The organism is Streptomyces sp. NBC_01635, from assembly GCF_045209715.1.
GTDB lineage: Bacteria > Actinomycetota > Actinomycetes > Streptomycetales > Streptomycetaceae > Streptomyces > Streptomyces hirsutus.
In genome coordinates this window covers 7,573,833-7,594,766 of record NZ_CP109277.1, presented here as the reverse complement: position 1 = coordinate 7,594,766, position 20,934 = coordinate 7,573,833, and the positions used below count along the sequence as shown (strand labels likewise).

The 20,934-nt window shown below is 71.1% G+C and carries 15 protein-coding genes; 11 read left to right on the top strand and 4 right to left on the bottom strand.

Annotated features, from left to right (window positions below; translation table 11 throughout):
• Positions 1–161: 161 nt before the first annotated feature.
• The 9 genes from OHB56_RS35265 to pssA all read left to right on the top strand — a co-directional run bounded on the left by OHB56_RS35265 (position 162) and on the right by pssA (position 11,215).
• Positions 162–1,976 carry a 3-hydroxyacyl-CoA dehydrogenase family protein gene (locus OHB56_RS35265; protein WP_406357825.1) on the top strand — a complete coding sequence of 605 codons (1,815 nt, stop codon included), beginning with the start codon at positions 162–164 and terminating at the stop codon, positions 1,974–1,976.
• A gap of 169 nt (positions 1,977–2,145) precedes the next feature.
• Positions 2,146–2,958 (top strand): TetR family transcriptional regulator, encoded by an 813-nt coding sequence (locus OHB56_RS35260; protein WP_326755774.1) that lies wholly within the window; start codon positions 2,146–2,148, stop codon positions 2,956–2,958.
• A 489-nt stretch (positions 2,959–3,447) separates the two neighbouring features.
• Positions 3,448–4,791: a crotonyl-CoA carboxylase/reductase gene (ccrA, locus tag OHB56_RS35255; protein ID WP_326755773.1), complete on the top strand. Its 1,344-nt coding sequence runs from the start codon at positions 3,448–3,450 to the stop codon at positions 4,789–4,791.
• A gap of 10 nt (positions 4,792–4,801) precedes the next feature.
• Positions 4,802–6,829, top strand: a complete 2,028-nt coding sequence (locus OHB56_RS35250) for a protein meaA (protein WP_406357822.1) — start codon at positions 4,802–4,804, stop codon at positions 6,827–6,829.
• Positions 6,826–7,800 (top strand): HpcH/HpaI aldolase/citrate lyase family protein, encoded by a 975-nt coding sequence (locus tag OHB56_RS35245; protein WP_406357820.1) that lies wholly within the window; start codon positions 6,826–6,828, stop codon positions 7,798–7,800. The genes OHB56_RS35250 and OHB56_RS35245 overlap by 4 nt, the downstream gene beginning before the upstream one ends.
• A 16-nt stretch (positions 7,801–7,816) precedes the next feature.
• A complete protein-coding gene (locus tag OHB56_RS35240; protein WP_326755771.1) occupies positions 7,817–8,338 on the top strand; it encodes a MaoC family dehydratase in 522 nt (173 codons plus the stop codon).
• A 3-nt stretch (positions 8,339–8,341) separates the two neighbouring features.
• Complete coding sequence (locus OHB56_RS35235; protein ID WP_326755770.1) at positions 8,342–9,547, top strand: acyl-CoA dehydrogenase family protein; 1,206 nt, start codon at positions 8,342–8,344, stop codon at positions 9,545–9,547.
• Between the two features lie 170 nt (positions 9,548–9,717).
• The gene (locus OHB56_RS35230; protein ID WP_326755769.1) at positions 9,718–10,374 is read left to right on the top strand and encodes a phosphatidylserine decarboxylase; all 657 of its coding nucleotides are present in this window, start codon (positions 9,718–9,720) and stop codon (positions 10,372–10,374) included.
• A 25-nt stretch (positions 10,375–10,399) separates the two neighbouring features.
• Positions 10,400–11,215 carry a CDP-diacylglycerol--serine O-phosphatidyltransferase gene (gene pssA / locus OHB56_RS35225; protein ID WP_326757221.1) on the top strand — a complete coding sequence of 272 codons (816 nt, stop codon included), beginning with the start codon at positions 10,400–10,402 and terminating at the stop codon, positions 11,213–11,215.
• Between the two features lie 234 nt (positions 11,216–11,449).
• On the opposite strand, the gene OHB56_RS35220 is transcribed toward pssA, so the two are convergent.
• Complete coding sequence (locus OHB56_RS35220) at positions 11,450–12,568, bottom strand: glycerate kinase (protein ID WP_326755768.1); 1,119 nt, start codon at positions 12,566–12,568, stop codon at positions 11,450–11,452.
• A 388-nt stretch (positions 12,569–12,956) separates the two neighbouring features.
• On the opposite strand from OHB56_RS35220, the gene OHB56_RS35215 reads away from it, so the two are divergent.
• Together OHB56_RS35215 and OHB56_RS35210 are read left to right on the top strand one after the other, a co-directional pair.
• The gene (locus tag OHB56_RS35215) at positions 12,957–13,460 is read left to right on the top strand and encodes an NUDIX hydrolase (RefSeq protein WP_055594390.1); all 504 of its coding nucleotides are present in this window, start codon (positions 12,957–12,959) and stop codon (positions 13,458–13,460) included.
• 220 nt (positions 13,461–13,680) lie between these two features.
• Positions 13,681–14,514: an MHYT domain-containing protein gene (locus OHB56_RS35210; RefSeq protein ID WP_406357817.1), complete on the top strand. Its 834-nt coding sequence runs from the start codon at positions 13,681–13,683 to the stop codon at positions 14,512–14,514.
• On the opposite strand, the gene OHB56_RS35205 is transcribed toward OHB56_RS35210, so the two are convergent.
• From OHB56_RS35205 to OHB56_RS35195, 3 genes are all read right to left on the bottom strand, one after another.
• Positions 14,462–15,052 carry a methylated-DNA--[protein]-cysteine S-methyltransferase gene (locus OHB56_RS35205; RefSeq protein ID WP_406359276.1) on the bottom strand — a complete coding sequence of 197 codons (591 nt, stop codon included), beginning with the start codon at positions 15,050–15,052 and terminating at the stop codon, positions 14,462–14,464. The two genes, OHB56_RS35210 and OHB56_RS35205, sit on opposite strands and share 53 nt — an antisense overlap.
• Before the next feature lie 52 nt (positions 15,053–15,104).
• Positions 15,105–16,607 (bottom strand): AlkA N-terminal domain-containing protein, encoded by a 1,503-nt coding sequence (locus OHB56_RS35200; protein ID WP_406357815.1) that lies wholly within the window; start codon positions 16,605–16,607, stop codon positions 15,105–15,107.
• A 221-nt stretch (positions 16,608–16,828) separates the two neighbouring features.
• The gene (locus OHB56_RS35195) at positions 16,829–20,806 is read right to left on the bottom strand and encodes a glycoside hydrolase family 2 TIM barrel-domain containing protein (RefSeq protein WP_406357813.1); all 3,978 of its coding nucleotides are present in this window, start codon (positions 20,804–20,806) and stop codon (positions 16,829–16,831) included.
• Between the last annotated feature and the right edge of the window lie 128 nt (positions 20,807–20,934).

Sequence of the window (20,934 nt, the reverse complement as noted above, 5' to 3'; positions counted from 1 at the left end):
CGGTCGGAACCGCCGTTCCCGGGCGTGTGCCCGTCATGACGGCACCGGGCGTGTGCGCTCGCAGCCCGGCATCACCCGCATTCCGTACGCATGCACCCGGTGCGCCCCTCGGCGCACCCGGGCGTGCTCTCCGTCGTCACCCTCATTCCTGGAGTCCCTCGATGGCCACTCCCCTGTCCCCCCAGTCCGACACCCCCGCGCCTCCGCTCCGAACCGTCGCCGTGGTCGGCCTCGGCACGATGGGCACCGGCATCGCCGAGGTCCTGGCCAAGGCCGGCCGCGAGGTCGTCGGCATCGACATCAGCGCGGCCCAGGCCACGCGGTGCGTCGCCGTCCTGGAGTCCTCGACCGCCCGTGCCGTGCAGCGCGGCCGGCTCACCGGGGAGCAGCGCACGGAGCTGCTGGCCCGTGTGACCACCTCCACCGATCTCGCGGCGGCGGCCGGCGCCGACCTGGTGATCGAGGTGGCGCCGGAGTCGTACGAGGTCAAGCAGCAGATCTTCCGTGAACTCGACGCCGTGGTGCGTCCGGAGACGATCCTGGCGACGGGTACCAACGCCCTGTCGGTCACCCGTCTCGCCGCCGAATCGGCCCGCCCCGAGCGCGTGCTGGGCCTGCACTTCTTCAACCCCGCCCCGGCGATGAAGCTGGTGGAGATCGTCTCCTCGGTGCTGACCTCGCCGGCGGCCGTCACCGCGGTCACCGGGCTGGCCCTGGACCTCGGCAAGGAACCGGTCGCGGTCGGCGACCGGCCCGGATTCGTCGCCGACGGGCTGCTGTTCGGCTACCTCAACCAGGCCGCCTCGATGTACGAGTCGAACTACGCCTCCCGCGAGGACATCGACGCCGCGATGCGGCTGGGCTGCGGTCTGCCGATGGGCCCGCTGGCGCTGCTCGACCTGATCGGCGTCGACACCGCGCGGACGGTCCTGGAGGCCATGTACGTGGAGTCCCACGACCGGCTGCACGCGCCGGCCCCGATCCTGAAGCAGCTGAGCGAGGCGGGGCTGACGGGCCGCAAGGCGGGGCGCGGCTTCTACACGTACGAGGAATCGGGCAGCGCCGCCGTCGTGCGGGACGCGTCGACCCCGTCGGAGAACGGCCGGCTCGCCGAGGGCCGACCGGTCCGTTCGGTGGGCGTGGCGGGCTCGGGCACCATGGCCTCGGGCATCGCCGAGGTGTTCGCCAAGGCCGGCTACCACGTGGTCCTCGCCGCCCGCACCGAGCAGAAGGCACAGGGCGCCAAGGCCAGGATCGGCACGTCCCTGGCGCGCTCCGTCGACAAGGGGCGGATGACCGCCGAGGCCGCCGCCCAGGCCCTGGAGCGGGTCCGGCCGACGGGCTCCTACGACGACTTCGCCGACGTGGACCTGGCGGTCGAGGCGGTCGCCGAGGACCTGGAGGTCAAACGGCAGCTGTTCGGGACGCTGGACAAGGTCTGCAAGCCGGGCGCGGTGCTCGCCACCACCACGTCCTCGCTGCCCGTGATCGCCTGCGCCCGCGCCACCTCGCGCCCGCAGGACGTGATCGGCATGCACTTCTTCAACCCGGCGCCGGCCATGAAGCTGGTCGAGGTGGTCCGTACGGTGCTGACCGGGGACGACGTCCACGCGACGGTGCGCGAGGTCTGCCGGGCGATCCGCAAGCACCCCGTGGACTGCGGTGACCGGGCCGGTTTCATCGTCAACGCGCTGCTGTTCCCGTACCTCAACAACGCGGTCAAGATGGTGCAGGAGCACTACGCCGACATCGACGACATCGACGCCGCGATGAAGCTGGGCGGCGGCTACCCGATGGGTCCGTTCGAGCTGCTGGACGTCGTCGGGCTGGACGTCTCGCTCGCGATCGAGAAGGTCCTGCACCGCGAGTTCCGCGACCCGGGGCTCGCCCCGGCGCCGCTGCTGGAGCACCTGGTGGCCGCGGGCTGCCTCGGCCGCAAGACCGGCCGTGGCTTCCGCGAATATGCCAAGCGCTGAGCCGCCGCATCGTCTGGGCGACTGGTACCGCGGCGACGGCCAGTGGGGCGGGCTGCTGGAACCCGGCCGGTTCCCGCCGCCCGCCGGCCGCAGCACTCCCCCGCCCTCCGAGGGCGGGGGAGTTCCCGGTCCGGCGCGGCGAACTGCGCGGATGCAGTACGTTCGGGGCATGTCCCAGCCCGCCAAGTCCTCCCGTACACCCGCCACGGCCGAGCCGCCGGAACGCGCCGCAGGCAGTCGTGCCGCCGCCCAGCGGCTGAAGATGCGCCGGGAACTGGCGGCCGCCGCGATGGAGCTGTTCGCGACCAAGGGGTACGAGGCCACCACCGTCGACGAGATCGCGGCCGCGGCCGGGGTCGCCCGCCGCACCTTCTTCCGGCACTTCCGGTCCAAGGAAGAGGCGATCTTCCCCGATCACGACGACACGCTGGTGCGCGCCGAGGCGGTGCTCAACGCGGCGCCGGCGCACGAGCATCCGCTCGACACGGTGTGCCGCGGCATCAAGGAGGTCATGCGGATGTACGCGGCGCGGCCGGAGATCTCGGTCGCCCGCTACCGGCTGACCCGCGAGGTGCCCACCCTGCGTGAGGCGGAGATCGCGTCGGTGGCCCGCTACGAGCGTCTCTTCACCCGTTACCTGCTCGGCCACTTCGACGAGCACGCGCACGACGAGGACGCGGGCGACGACCCGCTGCTGGCGGAGGTCGCCGCGTCCGCCGTGGTCACCGCGCACAACCACGTGCTGCGGCGCTGGCTCAGGGCGGACGGCCGGGGCGATGTGGAGGCGGAGCTCGACCACGCCTTCTCGATCGTCCGCAAGACCTTCGGGAACGGGATCATGGCGGGCCGCCGCACGGCGCCGCCGAGACCGCCGGCCGCCTCGGTGTCCGCCCAGGGCGAGGTGCTGGTGACGGTCGCCCGCACCGACGCCCCGCTGGACGAGGTGATGCGGACCATCGAGCGGGCTCTGAAGGACCACTGAGGAGCACCGCGGGAACGCCGCAGGAGCGCCGGGAAAGCAGTGAAGAAGCGCTGAGGAGGCGCTGAGCACGGGCCTCACCGCTGTGACGACGGCCACGACGGCCACCCCATGGGGTGGCCGTTTTGCCATGTCAGGACCCCTTTTCACGCCCTCTTCGGGAGCCATTCGATCGATCATCGCTCATTTGTTACGTAAAGATTTCATCTGAGATCGATTCATGGCACCCAGTGCCTTGCGTGCTGTCACGGCGTGCCATACGTTGAAGGAGTCCGGGCGGCCGGCGCGCAGCGACCCTTCGTGCGCCGGCTGTCCCAGCAAGCCGGAAGGCCTGCCCGCCCGGACGCCTGCGTCACAGGCACCCTCCCGCGCCACCCAGCGCTGCCGAAGCACCACCGCCGAACCGACGGCATCCCCTCGAACCCTCAGCAGCACCGACGCAACCCTCAGCGTCCCTCCCTCAGGGCGCTGCTCATCGCCGGAGGCAACACCGTGACCGTCAAGGACATCCTGGCCGCGATCCAGTCGCCCGACTCCACGTCGGAGGACTTCGCCGCCCTCCCGCTGCCCGAGTCGTACCGCGCGATCACCGTGCACAAGGACGAGACGGAGATGTTCTCCGGGCTCGCCACCCGTGACAAGGACCCCCGCAAGTCGATCCACCTCGACGACGTGCCCGTGCCCGAACTCGGGCCGGGTGAGGCCCTGGTGGCCGTGATGGCCTCCTCGGTCAACTACAACTCGGTGTGGACGTCGATCTTCGAGCCGATGTCGACCTTCGGCTTCCTGGAGCGCTACGGCAGGCTCAGCGAGCTGACCAAGCGCCACGACCTGCCGTACCACATCATCGGCTCGGACCTCGCGGGCGTCGTGCTGCGCACCGGCCCCGGCGTCAACGCCTGGCACCCCGGCGACGAGGTCGTCGCCCACTGCCTCTCCGTCGAGCTGGAGTCCAGCGACGGCCACAACGACACGATGCTCGACCCGGAGCAGCGGATCTGGGGCTTCGAGACCAACTTCGGCGGCCTGGCGGAGATCGCCCTGGTGAAGTCCAACCAGCTGATGCCGAAGCCGGACCACCTGAGCTGGGAGGAGGCCGCCGCCCCCGGGCTGGTCAACTCCACCGCCTACCGGCAGCTGGTCTCCCGCAACGGCGCCGGCATGAAGCAGGGCGACAACGTGCTCATCTGGGGCGCCAGCGGCGGACTCGGCTCCTACGCCACCCAGTTCGCGCTGGCCGGCGGCGCCAACCCGATCTGCGTCGTCTCCAGCGAGCAGAAGGCCGACATCTGCCGGGCGATGGGCGCCGAGGCGATCATCGACCGCACCGCCGAGGGCTACAGGTTCTGGAAGGACGAGCACACCCAGGACCCGCGCGAGTGGAAGCGTTTCGGCAAGCGCATCCGCGAACTCACCGGCGGCGAGGACGTCGACATCGTCTTCGAGCACCCCGGCCGCGAGACCTTCGGGGCTTCCGTGTTCGTCACCCGCAAGGGCGGCACCATCGTCACCTGCGCCTCGACCTCGGGCTACCACCACGAGTACGACAACCGGTACCTGTGGATGTCCCTGAAGAAGATCGTCGGCTCCCACTTCGCCAACTACCGCGAGGCCTGGGAGGCCAACCGCCTCGTCGCCAAGGGCAAGATCCACCCCACGCTGTCACGGGTCTACTCCCTCGAGGACACCGGCCAGGCCGCCCACGACGTGCACCGCAACCTCCACCAGGGCAAGGTCGGCGTGCTGTGCCTGGCGCCCGAGGAGGGCCTGGGGGTCCGCGACCACGAGAAGCGCGCACAGCACGTGGACGCCATCAACCGCTTCCGGAACATCTGAGGGCCGTTGAATGACAGAACGTCAGAAGGACCGTCCGTGGCTCATGCGGACCTACGCCGGTCACTCCACGGCCGAGGCGTCGAACGAGCTGTACCGGCGCAACCTCGCCAAGGGCCAGACCGGTCTGTCGGTGGCGTTCGACCTGCCGACGCAGACCGGCTACGACCCCGACCACGTCCTCGCCCGCGGTGAGGTCGGCCGGGTCGGGGTACCGGTCTCGCACATCGGCGACATGCGCAGGCTGCTCCAGGACATCCCCCTGGAGCAGATGAACACCTCGATGACGATCAACGCCACCGCCATGTGGCTGCTGGCGCTCTACCAGGTGGTCGCCGAGGAGCAGGGCGCGGACCTCACCAAGCTCCAGGGGACGACCCAGAACGACATCGTCAAGGAGTACCTGTCCCGCGGCACCCACGTGTTCCCGCCGGGGCCGAGCCTGCGCCTGACGACGGACATGATCGCCTACACGGTCTCCCACCTGCCGAAGTGGAACCCGATCAACATCTGCAGCTACCACCTGCAGGAGGCGGGCGCCACGCCGGTCCAGGAGATCGCGTACGCGATGTCCACGGCGATCTCGGTGCTCGACGCCGTGCGCGACTCCGGGCAGGTGCCGCCGGAGCGCATGGGCGACGTCGTCGGCCGTATCTCGTTCTTCGTGAACGCGGGCGTCCGCTTCGTCGAGGAGATGTGCAAGATGCGCGCCTTCGGCCGCATCTGGGACCGCGTCACACGCGAGCGGTACGGCATCGAGAACCCCAAGCACCGCCGCTTCCGCTACGGCGTCCAGGTCAACTCCCTCGGCCTGACCGAGGCGCAGCCGGAGAACAACGTCCAGCGGATCGTGCTGGAGATGCTGGCCGTGACCCTCTCCAAGGACGCACGCGCGCGTGCCGTCCAGCTGCCGGCCTGGAACGAGGCCCTGGGCCTGCCCCGCCCCTGGGACCAGCAGTGGTCGCTGCGCATCCAGCAGGTGCTCGCCTACGAGAGCGACCTGCTGGAGTACGGGGACCTCTTCGAGGGCTCCAAGGTGGTCGAGGCCAAGGTGGAGGAGCTGGTCGAGGCGTCGCTGGCCGAGATGGGGCGGATCGAGGAGATGGGCGGCGCGATGGCCGCCGTCGAGTCCGGCTACCTCAAGTCCCAGCTGGTCTCCTCGCACGCCGCGCGCCGGGCCCGGATCGAGTCGGGCGAGGAGAAGATCATCGGTGTCAACGCCTTCGAGGGCACCGAGCCGAACCCGCTGACCGCCGATCTCGACACCGCGATCCAGACCGTCGACCTGGCCGTCGAGGCACGGGTGGTGGAGGCGCTGGGCCGCTGGCGCGACACGCGCTACCAGCCGCCGTTCAACCACCCGCGTCCCTGCAAGGCGCTGGAGGCGCTGAAGGAGGCCGCGAAGGGCGACGGAAACCTGATGGAGGCCACCCTGGAGTGCGCCCGCGCGGGGGCCACGACCGGCGAGTGGGCCGGCGCCCTGCGCGAGGTGTTCGGCGAGTACCGCGCCCCGACCGGGGTGTCCTCGGCGCCGGTCGCCGTCCCCGCCGAGGAGGGATCGGCACTCGCCGGCGTCCGCCGCAAGGTGGAGGTGACGGCGCGTGACCTCGGCGTCGGCAAGCTGCGCTTCCTGGTCGGCAAGCCGGGCCTGGATGGGCACTCCAACGGCGCCGAACAGATCGCCGTGCGGGCCCGGGACGCCGGGTTCGAGGTGGTCTACCAGGGCATCCGGCTCACGCCGGAGCAGATCGTGGACGCCGCCCTCGCGGAGGACGTCCACGCGGTGGGCCTGTCCATCCTCTCCGGTTCCCACGCCCAGCTGGTGCCGGACGTGCTGGAGCGGCTGCGCGAGGCCGGCGCGGCCGACATCCCGGTGATCGCCGGCGGGATCATCCCGAACGCCGACGCCGAGCAGCTCAGGGCCGCGGGAGTGGCCGCGGTCTTCACCCCGAAGGACTTCGACATCACCGGGATCATCGGCCGTATCGTCGACGAGATCCGCAACGCGAACAAGCTCGACCCCCTGGAGGTCCCCGTATGACCAGCCCCGCTCCCCAGGTCAACCGCCTTCGCCCCCGGCGCTCCTGCCTGGCGGTGCCCGGCTCGAACCCGCGCTTCCTGGAGAAGGCCCAGGGCCTCCCGGCCGACCAGGTCTTCCTCGACCTGGAGGACGCCTGCGCGCCGCTCGCCAAGCCCGAGGCACGGCACACCATCGTCAAGTTCCTCAACGAGGGCGACTGGACCGGCAAGACGCGCGTGGTCCGGGTCAACGACTGGACGACCGAGTGGACGTACCGTGACGTCGTGACCGTCGTCGAGGGCGCCGGCCTGAACCTCGACTGCATCATGCTGCCGAAGGTCCAGGACGCCCAGCAGGTCGTCGCGCTCGACCTGCTGCTCACCCAGATCGAGAAGACCATGGGCTTCGAGGTCGGCCGCATCGGCATCGAGGCGCAGATCGAGAACGCCCAGGGGCTGAACAACGTCAACGAGATCGCGCAGGCCTCCCCGCGCGTCGAGACGATCATCTTCGGCCCGGCCGACTTCATGGCGTCGATCAACATGAAGTCGCTGGTCGTGGGCGAGCAGCCGCCCGGCTACCCGGCGGACGCCTACCACTACATCCTGATGAAGATCCTGATGGCCGCCCGCGCCAACAACCTCCAGGCGATCGACGGCCCCTACCTGCAGATCCGCAACGTCGACGGCTACCGCGAGGTCGCCCGGCGCGCCGCCGCCCTCGGTTTCGACGGCAAGTGGGTGCTCCACCCGGGCCAGGTCGAGGCGTCCAACGAGATCTTCTCGCCCTCCCAGGAGGACTACGACCACGCCGAGCTGATCCTGGACGCGTACGACTACTACACGTCCGAGGCGGGCGGCAAGAAGGGCTCCGCGATGCTCGGCGACGAGATGATCGACGAGGCCAGCCGCAAGATGGCCCTGGTCGTCTCCGGCAAGGGCCGGGCCGCCGGTATGCGGCGCACCAGCACGTTCGAGATGCCCACCGACTAGAAAGGCCCTGAGCGCGATGCAGTTCGGACGCACCTACGAGGAGTTCGAGGTCGGCGCGGTCTACAAGCACTGGCCCGGGAAGACGGTCACGGAGTACGACGACCACCTCTTCTGTCTCCTCACCATGAACCACCACCCCCTCCACATGGACACCAACTATGCGGAGAAGACGACGGACTTCGGTAAGAACGTCGTCGTGGGCAACTACATCTACTCGCTGCTGCTCGGCATGTCGGTGCCGGACGTCTCCGGGAAGGCGATCGCCAACCTGGAGATCGAGTCGCTGCGGCACGTGGCGCCGACCTTCCACGGCGACACGGTCTACGGCGAGACGACCGTGCTCGACAAGCGGCCGTCGAAGTCGAAGAACGACCGCGGCATCGTCCACGTCGAGACCAGGGGCTACAAGCAGGACGGCACCCTGGTGTGCGTGTTCCGCCGCAAGGTGATGGTGCCGACCGAGACGTACATCAAGGAGCGCGGCGGCGAGCAGCCCGGCCGCCCGGAGCCGCTGGACATGTCGAAGCAGGAGAAGTAGAAGATGAGCCGTCTCGCCCAGACCCACGGCCTCACGGACGTCCAGCGGGAGATCCTCTCCACCGTCCGGGACTTCGTGGACAAGGAGATCATCCCGGTCGCGACCGGGCTGGAGCACCGCGACGAGTACCCGCAGCAGATCGTCGACGGCCTGAAGGAACTCGGCCTGTTCGGTCTGATGATCCCCGAGGAGTACGGGGGTCTGGGCGAGTCGCTGCTCACGTACGCCCTGTGCGTGGAGGAGATCGCGCGCGGCTGGATGTCGGTGTCCGGCATCATCAACACGCACTTCATCGTGGCGTACATGCTCAAGCAGCACGGCACGCAGGAGCAGAAGGACCACTTCCTGCCGCGCATGGCGGCCGGCGACATCCGGGGCGCGTTCTCCATGTCGGAGCCGGCGCTGGGTTCCGACGTGTCGGCGATCTCGTCGAAGGCGGTGAAGGACGGCGACGCGTACGTCCTGAACGGCCAGAAGATGTGGCTGACGAACGGCGGTACGTCGTCCCTGGTGGCCGTTCTGGTCCGGAGTGACGAAGGACACCCGGAGGGTACGGCGCCGCACAAGTCGATGACGACCTTCCTGGTGGAGAAGGAGCCCGGATTCGGCGAGGTGCGGCCCGGGCTGACCATCCCGGGCAAGATCGACAAGATGGGCTACAAGGGCGTCGACACCACCGAGCTCCTCATGGACGGACTGCGCATTCCGGCGGACCGCGTGCTCGGCGGGGTCACCGGCCGCGGTTTTTACCAAATGATGGACGGCGTCGAGGTCGGCCGCGTCAATGTGGCGGCGCGGGGCTGCGGTGTCGCCCAGCGCGCCTTCGAGCTCGGGGTCCGGTACGCCCAGCAGCGGCACACGTTCGGCAAGCAGATCGCCCAGCACCAGGCCATTCAGTTCAAGCTCGCGGAGATGGCTACCAAGGTGGAGGCCGCGCATGCGATGATGGTGAACGCTGCACGCAAAAAGGACTCCGGGGAACGAAACGACCTGGAGGCGGGGATGGCCAAGTACCTCGCATCCGAGTACTGCAAGGAGGTCGTCGAGGACGCCTTCCGGATCCACGGCGGCTACGGCTTCTCCAAGGAGTACGAGATCGAGCGCCTCTACCGCGAGGCGCCCATGCTGCTGATCGGCGAGGGCACCGCGGAGATCCAGAAAATGATCATCGGCCGCAGACTGCTCGAAGAGTATCGATTCCAGGGATGAATGTCCGGATACGGGGTGTTTTCTGGGAATAGAGGATCACACCCCGTCAGCACCCTCCGGCCACCGACTCGACTGCCGGGCTTACCCAGTTGTCGGCCGGAGCCGCTACGATCGCCGGAAAGCCGCCGTCCCCTGTCCATGCGCGGCACTATCCGCTACGAAGGTCATCCATGCCCCACAGCAAAACCTCTGCATCTCGCGACAGCCTCGCCGGCGTGCGCCTCGCGCGCGGAGCATCGCCGTGGCTCCTGCCGACCGTCGCCACCGCAGCCGTCAGCCTGGTCCGCGCCCGCCGCTCGGGTGCCGCCAAGGCCGTAGCCGTCCCCGCCACCGCTCTCGCGGCGGGGATGCTGTGGTTCTTCCGCGACCCCGAGCGCGAGATCACCCGGGGCCGGGTCATCTCGCCCGCCGACGGTGTGGTGCAGAGCATCATGCCGTGGAAGGACGGCCGGACCCGCGTCGCGATCTTCATGAGCCCGCTCAACGTTCACGTCAACCGCGCCCCGCTGGCCGGCACGGTGACGTCGGTCGAGCACATCCCCGGTGGATTCGTTCCCGCCTTCAACAAGGAGAGCGAGAACAACGAGCGCGTCGTCTGGCACTTCGACACCGAGCTCGGCGACATCGAGATGATCCAGATCGCCGGGGCGGTGGCCCGCCGCATCGTCCCCTACCTGCCCGAGGGCACCAAGGTCGAGCAGGGCGAGCGGATCGGTCTCATCCGGTTCGGCTCGCGTGTCGACCTCTACCTGCCCGCGGGTGTGGAGATCGACGTCGAGGTGGGCCAGAAGACCGTGGCTGGGGTGACTCGCATTGACCGTGATTGATCCGGAGAAGGCGCAGATCGGCTGGGTGCCCGACGCCGACGAGGCGGACGACGAGGAGGAGATGCCCCTCTCACTCCGCCTGTCGATAGCGGACACCCTCACCCTCGGCAACGCCACCTGTGGCTTCATGGCGGTGTACTTCACCACCACCGGCATCCTGATCCCGCACCTCACGGGCAGCCAGGAGACCGGGATGGCCCGCCACAGCGCGGCCACCGCCGTGATCCTCATGCTGTGCGCGGCGGTCTTCGACCTCTTCGACGGCCTGGTGGCCCGCAAGCTGCGCTCCTCCCCCATGGGCGCGGAGCTCGACAACCTCTCGGACCTGATCAGCTTCGGTCTGGCCCCGGCGTACTTCGTCCTCGTGTACGGCATGGTCGCGGACGACGCGCACCAGAGGGTGGCCGCGGTCGGGGCGATCGTGGTGCTGCTGGCGGTGGTGCTGAGACTTGCGCGGTTCTCCTGCGTCACCGTCAAGGACGGCACCTTCCAGGGCATGCCGTCGCCGTTCGGGGCGCTGACCATCGTCTCGATCGTGCTGCTGGAGCTGCCGTTCGTGGCGACGGTTCTGGCGATCCTGGGCACGGCCTGGCTGATGGTGAGCCGGGTCGAGTACCCGAAGCCGCGGGGACCCCTCGCGGTGGCGATGCTCTCCTGGATCGTGCTGGCCATGGGCCTGCTGGCGGCCTGGGCCTTCGACGCCCCGAGCGGCCAGCTGCTCCTGCAGACCGGCTGCGCGCTGCAGCTGGTGATGGGCGCGGTGATCCCGCTGTTCGCCACGGCTCGCCGGGTGAACAACTTCCGCGGCAACCGTCGCGAGGCACGGGCGGCGCAGCCGTAACCCCCTGTCGCTTCGGGCCCCGGACCCTGCAGGGTCCGGGGCCCTTTGCTTTGCGGGCATCCGGTGGTGGGTGCGGGCCCCGCCGGGGGCTCCGCCCCTGCGTCCCGGCCCGTGCCCGCCCACCACCCGGCCCGGTGAGCCGGAAGAGCAGCCCTCGGCCGGTCCTTCTCACCGACCGGGCCGGACGGGCCGGGGGCCCGGGGCGGAGCCACCGGTACGGGCGGCCGGGCCGCCTCAGCTCAGGAAGTCCCGCGCGATCCGCTCCGCGGTGCGTTCCAGGAGCGGGCCCGCCTCCGCGATGCACGTCGCCACGTCCGGCTCGAGGTCGGTCAGCGCGTACGCCCGCCGGATCCCCGCCCGCCCCAGCGTCTCCGGAGGCAGTGCGAGCCGCCCGCACACCGCGACGACCTCCTTGCCGGCGGCGCGGGCCGCGGCGGCCACCCCCGCCGGGGCCTTGCCGTGCAGGGTCTGCTCGTCCAGCGAGCCCTCACCGGTGACCACGAGGCCGGCCCGCTCCAGCGCGGGTGCGAAGCCGAGGACGTCCAGCATGACCTCGATACCGGGCCGGAACCGGGCCCCGAGGAGCAGTGCGCCGTATCCGATGCCGCCGGCCGCGCCCGCACCGGGCGAGGCGGCGAACCCGGTGGCCCCGGCCCCGGACGGCTCCTCCAGCACCTTCACGAAGTGCGCGAGTGCCGCGTCCAGCCGCCGCACGTCCTCCGGGGAAGCGCCCTTCTGCGGGCCGTAGACCGCGGGGGCGCCCTTCGGGCCGGTCAGCGGGTTGTCGACATCGCTGGCGAGCACGAACTCGACCTCGCCGAGGCGCGGGTCCAGGCCCGACAGATCCGCCGAGGCCAGCTCGGCGAGACCGGCGCCGCCCGGCGCCACCGGCTCGCCGTCGGCCTTCAGGAAGCGGGCACCCAGCGCGGCCAGCATGCCGGCGCCGCCGTCCGTGGTGGCACTGCCGCCGACCCCGAACACGAGGGTCCGCGCGCCCGCGTCCAGCGCGGCGGTCAGCAGCTCGCCGGATCCGTACGTGGACGCCGTCAGCGGCGCAAGTACGCCGCCCGGCAGCCGCTGGAGGCCGCTGGCCTCCGCCATCTCCACCACGGCGGTGTCGCCGCGCAGCGCGAACGCCGCGGTGACCCCGTCGCCGAGAGGGCCGGTGACCCGTACCTCCCGCCGGTCGAACCCGGCCGCGACCGCCGCGGCCACCGTGCCGTCGCCGCCGTCGGCCACGGGAAGCGCCTCGACCTCGAGACCGGGCACCGCCCGCCGCAGCCCGGCGGTCACCCGCTCGGCGACCTCCACGGCCGTCAGCGATCCCTTGAACTTGTCCGCGGCGACGAGCACCCGTCGCGCCGGCGTCTCCGACTGTGCTGACCGTGCTGATCGAGTACCGCTCACCGCAGCGTCCGCCACTTCCGCCATCCCTTGCTCTCCGGGCCCGTACGTATGCCGGGTCAGTCGCGCCCCCGCCGACCCTAGCCCTCGGTTCCCCGGACCGTCATGCCCCTGCCCAGCCCATGAAACGGCGTCGGGCGTGCGGAGGCCGGGAGGGAGGTCGGGCGCGGGCGGGGCCGGTCGCACCGGGTGGGAGCCGGGCTCCGGCGGGGCCTCCGTGCCCCCGGCGCGTGCGCCGTCCGGTGCCGGCCGCGGGACCGGCGTGTGCTGCCGTGCGCCCTGGCCTGCCGGGCTTCTCGGCCGCGGTGCGGCCGTACGCCGCCACTACCCTTCCCGCATGACCACCACCCAGGACGTTCAGGATTACGCCACCTATATCGCCTCGCTCCCCCGTGTCCTCGCCGGTGCCGCCGCCCTCTTCCGGGACGGCGAGGGCCGCGTGCTGCTCGTCGAGCCGAACTACCGTGAGGGGTGGGCGCTGCCCGGCGGCACGATCGAGTCGGACGACGGGGAGACCCCCCGCCAGGGGGCACGGCGCGAGACGGCCGAGGAGATCGGGCTGGACCGTGAGCTCGGACGGCTGCTGGTCGTGGACTGGGTGCGCGGGGCCGGACGGCCGCCGGTGGTGGCGTACCTGTACGACGGCGGAGTGCTCGGCGCGGATGATCTCGCGGCGATCCGCCTGCAGGAGGAGGAACTGCTGTCCTGGCGGCTCGTGCCGCGCGCGGATCTGGCCGGACATCTCCCTGGCTCCCTCGGGCGCCGCGTGCTGACCGCGCTGGACGTCCTCGCCGACGGCTCGGGCACCGCAGAGCTGGAGGAGGGGCGTCGGGCGAACTGATCATGATTCAACGATGCCCGGAAGGCAGGACGACACCCCGATGAACACGGTGCGAAAGCATGTCACCGCCCTCCGTGACGGATCACACAACGCATAAATGTAGGCACCACCGGTTGATGTGTGAATAATTCAGCCACGTGGCTCGATTTCGATGCCTCCCTCCTCTGCCGCATGTGTTCGCCCTCCTGCGGCGAACACGGTCCGCGAAAGGCATGTGATCGTGACCGCCACACTGACCGATTTCCACTACGGAGCGGTGACTCCCGTCATCTCCTACCTGATGGCGTGCCTGGGGTCGGCGCTGGGCCTGCGCTGCACCGTGCGGTCCATGCGCCGCGGGGCGCAGCAGAGCCGGAGGATCGGCTGGCTCAGCCTGGGAGCCGTGTCCCTCGGCTGCGGCATCTGGACGATGCACTTCGTCGCGATGATCGGCTTCAGCGTCAACGGCGCGGTCGTCGACTACGACACCCGGCTGACCCTGCTGAGTCTGGCCGTCGCGATCGCCGTCGTCGCCATCGGTGTGTTCCTGGTCGGCTACCGCGGCGCCCGCCCGGCCGTCCTGGGCACGGCCGGTCTCATCACGGGACTGGGCGTCGCGGCCATGCACTACATCGGCATGGCCGCCATGGACGCCGGCGGCACCATCCGCTACGACACGGCGACCGTGGCGCTGTCCGTCCTGATCGCCGTGGTCGCGGCCACGGCGGCGCTGTGGGCGGCGGTCTCCGTCCGAGGGCTCTGGGCGAGCCTGGGGGCGAGCCTCGTGATGGGTGTCGCGGTGACCGGCATGCACTACACGGGCATGGCCGCCGTGAGCGTGCACCTCGAGCACGCCGGCACGTCCTCGCAGTCCTCGGTCGGCCTGATGTCCTTCCTCCTGGCCATGCTCGCCAGCCCGGTGGCGGTCCTCGTCCTGGCCGCGGTGGTCGTCATGTTCGATCCCGAGATGGTGCTCGGGAACGACGAACAGTTCCGTGCGGTGCGGCCCGCGACGGGCGGCTTCACCCCCGGGCAGTCCCCCTCGCCCGTGTCGCACCGGTACGAGGGCCCCTGACGGAGCCGGAGGGCGGCGGCTGCCGGAACAGGGCCGGCCGGCCCCGCTCGAAGTCCAGCAGTCGCTGCTTGCGGTCCAGGCCTCCCCCGTATCCGGTGAGGCCGCCGCTCGCGCCGATGACCCGGTGGCAGGGGATCACGATGCCGATCGGGTTGCGGCCGTTGGCCAGTCCGACGGCCCTGGACGCCTTCGGATTGCCGAGGGCCCCGGCGAGTTCGCCGTACGTGCGGGTCTCGCCGTAGGGGATGTCCGTCAGCAGATCCCAGACGCGGCACTGGAACGGGGTGCCCTGCGGACGCAGTTCCAGAGTGAACTCCTTCAGTCCGCCCGCGAAGTAGGCCTCCAGTTGTTCCCCGGCGTCGGCGAAGGCCCTCGCGGCGGGAGCGGCGGCGCGGCCCGGATCGACGCGGTCGCCGAAGGTCTCCTCCGGCGGGCGGTGACGCTGGTCGGTCATGTAGAGGCCGCACAGGACACCGTCGTCGTCGGCGACGAGCGTCAGCGGGCCGTACGGACTGTCGATCACGGTGTGCCGCTTCATCGGTTTCACCTGGTTCATCTGCTTGCTCCGCTTCGTCGGTGCTCGCACGTCCTCATGCCGGCAGGACGTTGATCGGGTGGCTGTCCGTCGCCCACAGGTACTGCACCGCGTACGCCCGCCAGGGCCGCCAGGCCGCCGCGCGTGCGGTGAGCGCGGCGGGGGTGGAGGGCAGGCCGAGTTCCCGGGCGGCCCGGCGGATGCCGAGGTCGGTGGGGAGGAAGGCGTCGGGGTCGCCGAGGGCGCGCATGGCGATGACGTCGGCGGTCCAGGGGCCGAAGCCCGGGAGGGCGAGGAGCTTCGCGCGGGCCTCGGGCCAGTCGCTCTCCACGCCCAGGCGCAGGCCGCCGTCCACGAGTGCGCGCACCAGGGTGGTGAGGGTGACTCGGCGGGCGCGGGGCAGGGCCAGGGTCTCGGGGTCCAGGTCCGCGAGCGCCCCGGGCGACGGAAAGAGGTGGGTGAGTCCGCCCTCCGGGTCCGGGTCGTCCACCGGTTCGCCGTACGCGGTGGCCAGGCGGGCCGCGTGGGTGCGGGCGGCCGCGGTGGAGACCTGCTGCCCGAGCACGGCCCGGACGGCGAACTCCGCCTCGTCGACCGTACGCGGGACCCGGCGTCCGGGCGCCTTGTCCACCAGGGGCGCGAGCACCGGGTCGGTGCGCAGCCGGTCGTCGACGGCCACCGGGTCGGCGTCCAGGTCGAGCAGGCGGCGGCAGCGGCTGATGGCGACGGTGAGGTCCCGCGGGTCGGTGAGGGTGAGGCGGCAGGCGATGTGGTCGGGCCGCGGGGCCAGGGCCACGAAGCCGTGCCCGTGCGGCAGCCGCAGGGTGCGCCGGTAGGCACCGTCCCGCCACTCCTCCACGCCGGGTACGGCGGTGGCGGCGAGGTGGCCGAAGAGGTTGTCGGGAGTGAGCGGGGCCCGGAACGGCAGGCGCAGCGACAGCGCGGCGGGAGTGCCGGTGGTCCCGGCGGGGCCGGGGGTCCGTTTCGGCGCGCGGGCGCGCAGGTCGCTCGGGGCCAGGGCGAAGACCTCGCGCACGGTGTCGTTGAAGGTGCGGACGGAGGAGAAGCCGGCGGCGAAGGCGATCTCCGTCATCGGCAGGGTGGTCGTCTCGATGAGCAGCCGCGCGGTCTGCGCGCGCTGGGCCCGTGCGAGGGCGAGGGGCCCAGCGCCCAGCTCGGCGAGCAGCTGGCGTTCCACCTGCCGGGTGCTGTAGCCGAGCCGGGCGGCGAGGCCGGGCACCCCCTCCCGGTCCACGGTCCCGTCGGCGATCAGCCGCATGGCGCGGGCCACGGCGTCGGCCCGCTGGTTCCACTCCGGTGAGCCGGGGCTGGTGTCGGGGCGGCACCGCTTGCAGGCCCGGAACCCGGCCTGCTGACAGGCCGCCGCGCTCGGATGGAAGACCATGTTCTCGGGCTTGGGCGGTACCACCGGGCAGCTGGGCCGGCAGTAGATGCCGGTGGTGAGGACGGCGGTGAAGAACCAGCCGTCGAACCGCGCGTCCTTGGACCGGACGGCACGCACGCAGCGTTCGGTGTCGGTGTGCATCCCCTTCTGCATGGGTCCAGCATCGGGGAGAGGGCGGGCCCGGTCTCGCGGAAATCCGACATGATCCTCGGCCGGCCTGCACCGCCCCGGTTCGCCGAGCCGACCCGTACGACCGTAGGCACGGCACGGTCGCAGGTTCGTCGCGTACGACGGCCGCGCCGGCCCGGGGCCCGGCGCGGCCGAGTGACCGCGCCGGCCCCGTGGAAGCTGCCGGGGCCGGCCCCACGCCCCCTCTAGTCGGTGAACTCCTCCGCTGTCGGCCGCCGGGACAGCGCCGTCGCCTCGTCCACGTCGGTCAGCGGGCGCAGCCGGTAGGTGTACGCGTAGTCGCGGTTCGCCAAGAGCTTGTACTCGTCGTGGGTGTGGGCGCCCCAGCTGTCGTCTCCGCCGACACCCATCTGCCGGTGGTTCAGCCGCAGCACGACGGCGTCGCGCGGGGTGAGCTGGTAGTCGTGCCGCACCCCGGCCGACAGGTCCTCCGGGGTGAAGTGCGAGGCGTTGACCTCGAGCAGCGGTTCGCCGCCGGCGAGCAGGCCGCGTCCGTCACGGCCGGTCAGCGCCACCCAGCGCACCTCGGTCCTGTTGCCGTTCTCCTGCGGGCGCAGATAGGGCGTCCACTGGCCGGCGACGGTGCCGGAGTACAGCCCGACGTCGGTGCCGTCGGCACGGTCCCAGTGGTTCTCCTCCGGGCCGCGGCCGTAGTAGTCCAGGCGGTCCAGGCTCCGGGGCAGGAACAGCAGGGTGCCGACCTCCGGGATGTACGGCAGGTTCGGGGCGCCCGGGTGCAGGGTGTTGCCGACCTTGATCTCACCGTTGCCGAAGACGGTGTAGGCGGTCGTGTACGTGGACCCGGTCGCGGTGGGCAGGGTCCCGGTGACCAGGATCTCGACGGCCCGGTCCCGCAGGGCCCGCACCCGCACGTCCGTCACCTCACGCCGGGTACCGGCGTCGCGCCAGGTCTGGTTGCGGGTGTGCTGGCCGTTGCCCCGGTCGTTGTCGGTGGGCGCCCGCCAGAAGTTCGGCACGGGGCCGGAGTCGATCAGGCGTAGTCCACCGGCCTCGTAGGAGGTGATGACGCCGCTGCGTTTGTCGACGGTGACGGAGAAGCCCTTGCCCCGGACCGTGACGGCCTTGTCGCCGTCGTCGTGGCGCAGTGCCGGGACGCTCTCCAGCGGTACGGGGGTCACGGCCGGGCTGCCCGCGTCGACGGGGAGCTGCTGGGCGGCCACCTCGAATCCGGCGTCGGCCCATGCGGTGCGTTCCCGGGTGGTGAAGGACAGCCGCACGAAGTACTCGGTGCCGGGTGCCGGGTTCCGCGGCAGCCGCAGGGGCAGGGTGATGTCCTTGGCGGACGAGGGCGGCACGTTCGACTGGCTGCGGGTGAGCCTGCCTCGCTGTACGGCCTTCCCGTCGGCCATGAGGGACCAGCTGCCTTTTAATTCACGGAGGTTGGTGAACAGGTACTCGTTGGTGAGGGTGACGCGCCCCGAGGTGGGCACACCGCTGGAGCCGGACGCGGGCGTGACGTGGACGGCCTGGTGGATCCGCTTGACCTCGGCGGCCTTTCCGGTGTGGCGGCGGTCCGCGGTGACGATGCCGTCACCGGAGAAGGCGCCGTCGTTGGGGTTGTCGCCCCAGTCGCCGCCGTAGGCGAAGAAGTCCTTTCCCCGGGGCCGCAGTTCGGCGTGCTCGGCGTCGGCCGCGTCGAACCAGAACCGCACCCCTTCGTCACCTGGGCGCCGGTCCTTCGAGGCCAGTTCGGGGGCGCCGAGAGCACGCGCGTACACCCGGGCGCGCCGGATGGTGCCGCTGAACTCACGGGTGGGGTTGTCGACATCGGTGGCGAGGGAGAGCGGCGCGGTGTTGGCGTCGGGACCTCGGGAGGTGGTCCGGGTGGCCCGCACCACGCCGTCGGCGTACAGCGTGAGCGTGCCCGCTTCCGCGTCGTAGATTCCGGCGATGTGGTGCTCGCGCCCGGTCCAGTCGGCCGGGAGGCCCCAGGTGGCCGTGATCCACTGGCCGCCGCCGTGGACGAAGAACTCCAGGTTGCCGCCGCTCTGTTTGAGCGCGTACTGGGTGTCCCCCTTGACGATGATCGGCTGGTGATATCCCGTCACCTTGGGAACGATCCATGCCTCCAGGGTCAACGAGCCGGTGAGGTCGAGGCGTTCGTCGCGGGGGAAGACGGTGCCGCCGGAGATGCCGCGGGCGCGGGAGAACGTGCCGCTGGGGTTGACGATCTCGCCGCGCAGACGGGCGGGACCCGACTCGGTGAGCCGGATGCGCGCCGGGGCGGGGTGGCGCAGCGCCTGGTCGGCGAAGTCCCAGATCCAGCCGCCCTGGAGCACGTCGTGCCGGCGGACGACGTCCCAGTACTTCTTGAAGTTGCCATTGGAGTTCCCCATGCCGTGCGAGTACTCGATCATCACGTACGGCCGGGTGTCGCCGGTGTCCTCGGCTCTCTCCTCGACACGGGCGGGGCTCTCGTACATCTTCGAGCGGATGTCGCTGATGCCGGGACGGTCGTCGCCCTCGTACTGGATGACGCGGGTGGCGTCGTAGGAGCGGATCCAGTCGTGCATGGCGTTGAAGGTGGTGCCGCCGCCGGCCTCGTTGCCGAGCGACCAGATGACGACCGAGGGATGGTTCTTGTCGCGGTGCACCATGTTCTGCGCCCGGGCCACGCACGCCTCGGTCCAGTCGGGGTGGCTGCCGGGGTACTCGCCGCGGATGCCGTGGGTCTCGAGGTTGGTCTCGCCCACGAGGTACAGGCCGTACTCGTCGGCGAGTTCGAGCCAGAGCGGGTTGTTGGGGTAGTGGGAGGTGCGGACGGTGTTCATGTTGAGCCGCTTGATGATCCCGATGTCCTCGACCATGTCCGCGCGGGTGAGGGACATGCCGCGGTCGGGGTGCATCTCGTGGCGGTTGGCGCCCCGGAACGAGACCGGCTTGCCGTTGATCCTCATCAGGCCGTCCGTGAGGGCGAACTCCCTCAGGCCGACCCGGTGCGAGAGGGTCTCGGTCACCCTTCCGGAGGGGTCCCGCAGCCGGAGCACCGCCGTGTAGAGGTACGGGTGTTCGGCCGACCAGAGCCGCGGGTCGGGCACGGCCCTGGACGCCTCCACGGTGACGTCCTGCCCTGCGGGTACGGAACGGGTGTCGGCGGCCGACTCCAGGGGCCGGGGCCAGACGGCGTGGCCCCGGGCGTCGTAGAGCTGGGTCTCGACGGTGTACCGGCCCGCTCCCTTCCCGCCCGAGCAGTCCCGCACCTGGGCGGTGACCTTCAGCGCGGCGGTCGTGTGGGCGTCGGCCAGCGGGGTGTCCAGACGGAAGTCGCGCAGGTGGACGGCGGGAGTGGAGTAGAGGTGCACCGAGCGGAAGATGCCGCTCAGCCGGATCATGTCCTGGTCCTCCAGCCAGTCGCCGTCCGAATAGCGGTAGACCTCGACGGCGATCCGGTTGGTGCCGGGCTTCAGGTGCTCGGTGATGTCGTACTCGGCGGAGGTGTAGGAGTCCTCGTGGTAGCCCACGAGCGTGCCGTTGATCCACACGTAGTGGGCGGACTTGACCCCCTCGAAGTGCAGGAAGGTGCGCCGTCCCGTCCCCGTCCAGTCGCGGGGCACGGTGAAGGTGCGCCGGTACTGGCCGACGGGGTTGAAGCGGGTCGGGGCGGCCGGTGGCCGCGCCTCCTCGCCGAGGCCGTTGGCACCCCACCAGGGGTAGGTGATGTTGACGTAGATCGGCGCGTCGTAGCCGTGCAGCTGCCAGCAGGAGGGAACGGGGATGCCGCCCCAGGAGCTGTCGTCGAGGTCGGGGCGGTGGAAGTCGGGGTCGCGGTCCTCGGGACGGTCGGCGTGGGCGAACTTCCAGGTGCCGTCGAGGCTCAGCCGGTACGGCGAGCGGGTGCGGTCGGCGGCGAGGGCCTGTTCGAGGTCCGCGTACGGCATGAGCGTGGTGTGCGGAGGCTCGGTGCCGAGCCGGAAGACGGCGATGTTTCCGTTCCACTCCGGCCCGTTGTCCGCGGCGGGGCTGCCGTCCGGCGCGTCGGCCGCGGTTCTCCGGCCGGCGGCGTGCGCGTCGGCGGGCGCCGTGGACAGGGCGAACGCGCCGAGGAGGGCGGCTCCCCCCTCCAGCAGCCGGCGGCGGCTGACGGGCGGCCGTGCGGCGGGGTGGGCGGACCGCTCGGGGGGAGACACGTGGGAGTGCGGCATGACCGTGGCCTTCCTCGGTTCGACAGCGCACCGCCGCACGCGCACGGATGCACGGACAGGAGCACGGACCGGAGGCACGTCGGGGGCGGCCCTCAGCACACCGTGACGGAGGACGCGTTGCTGTCGGG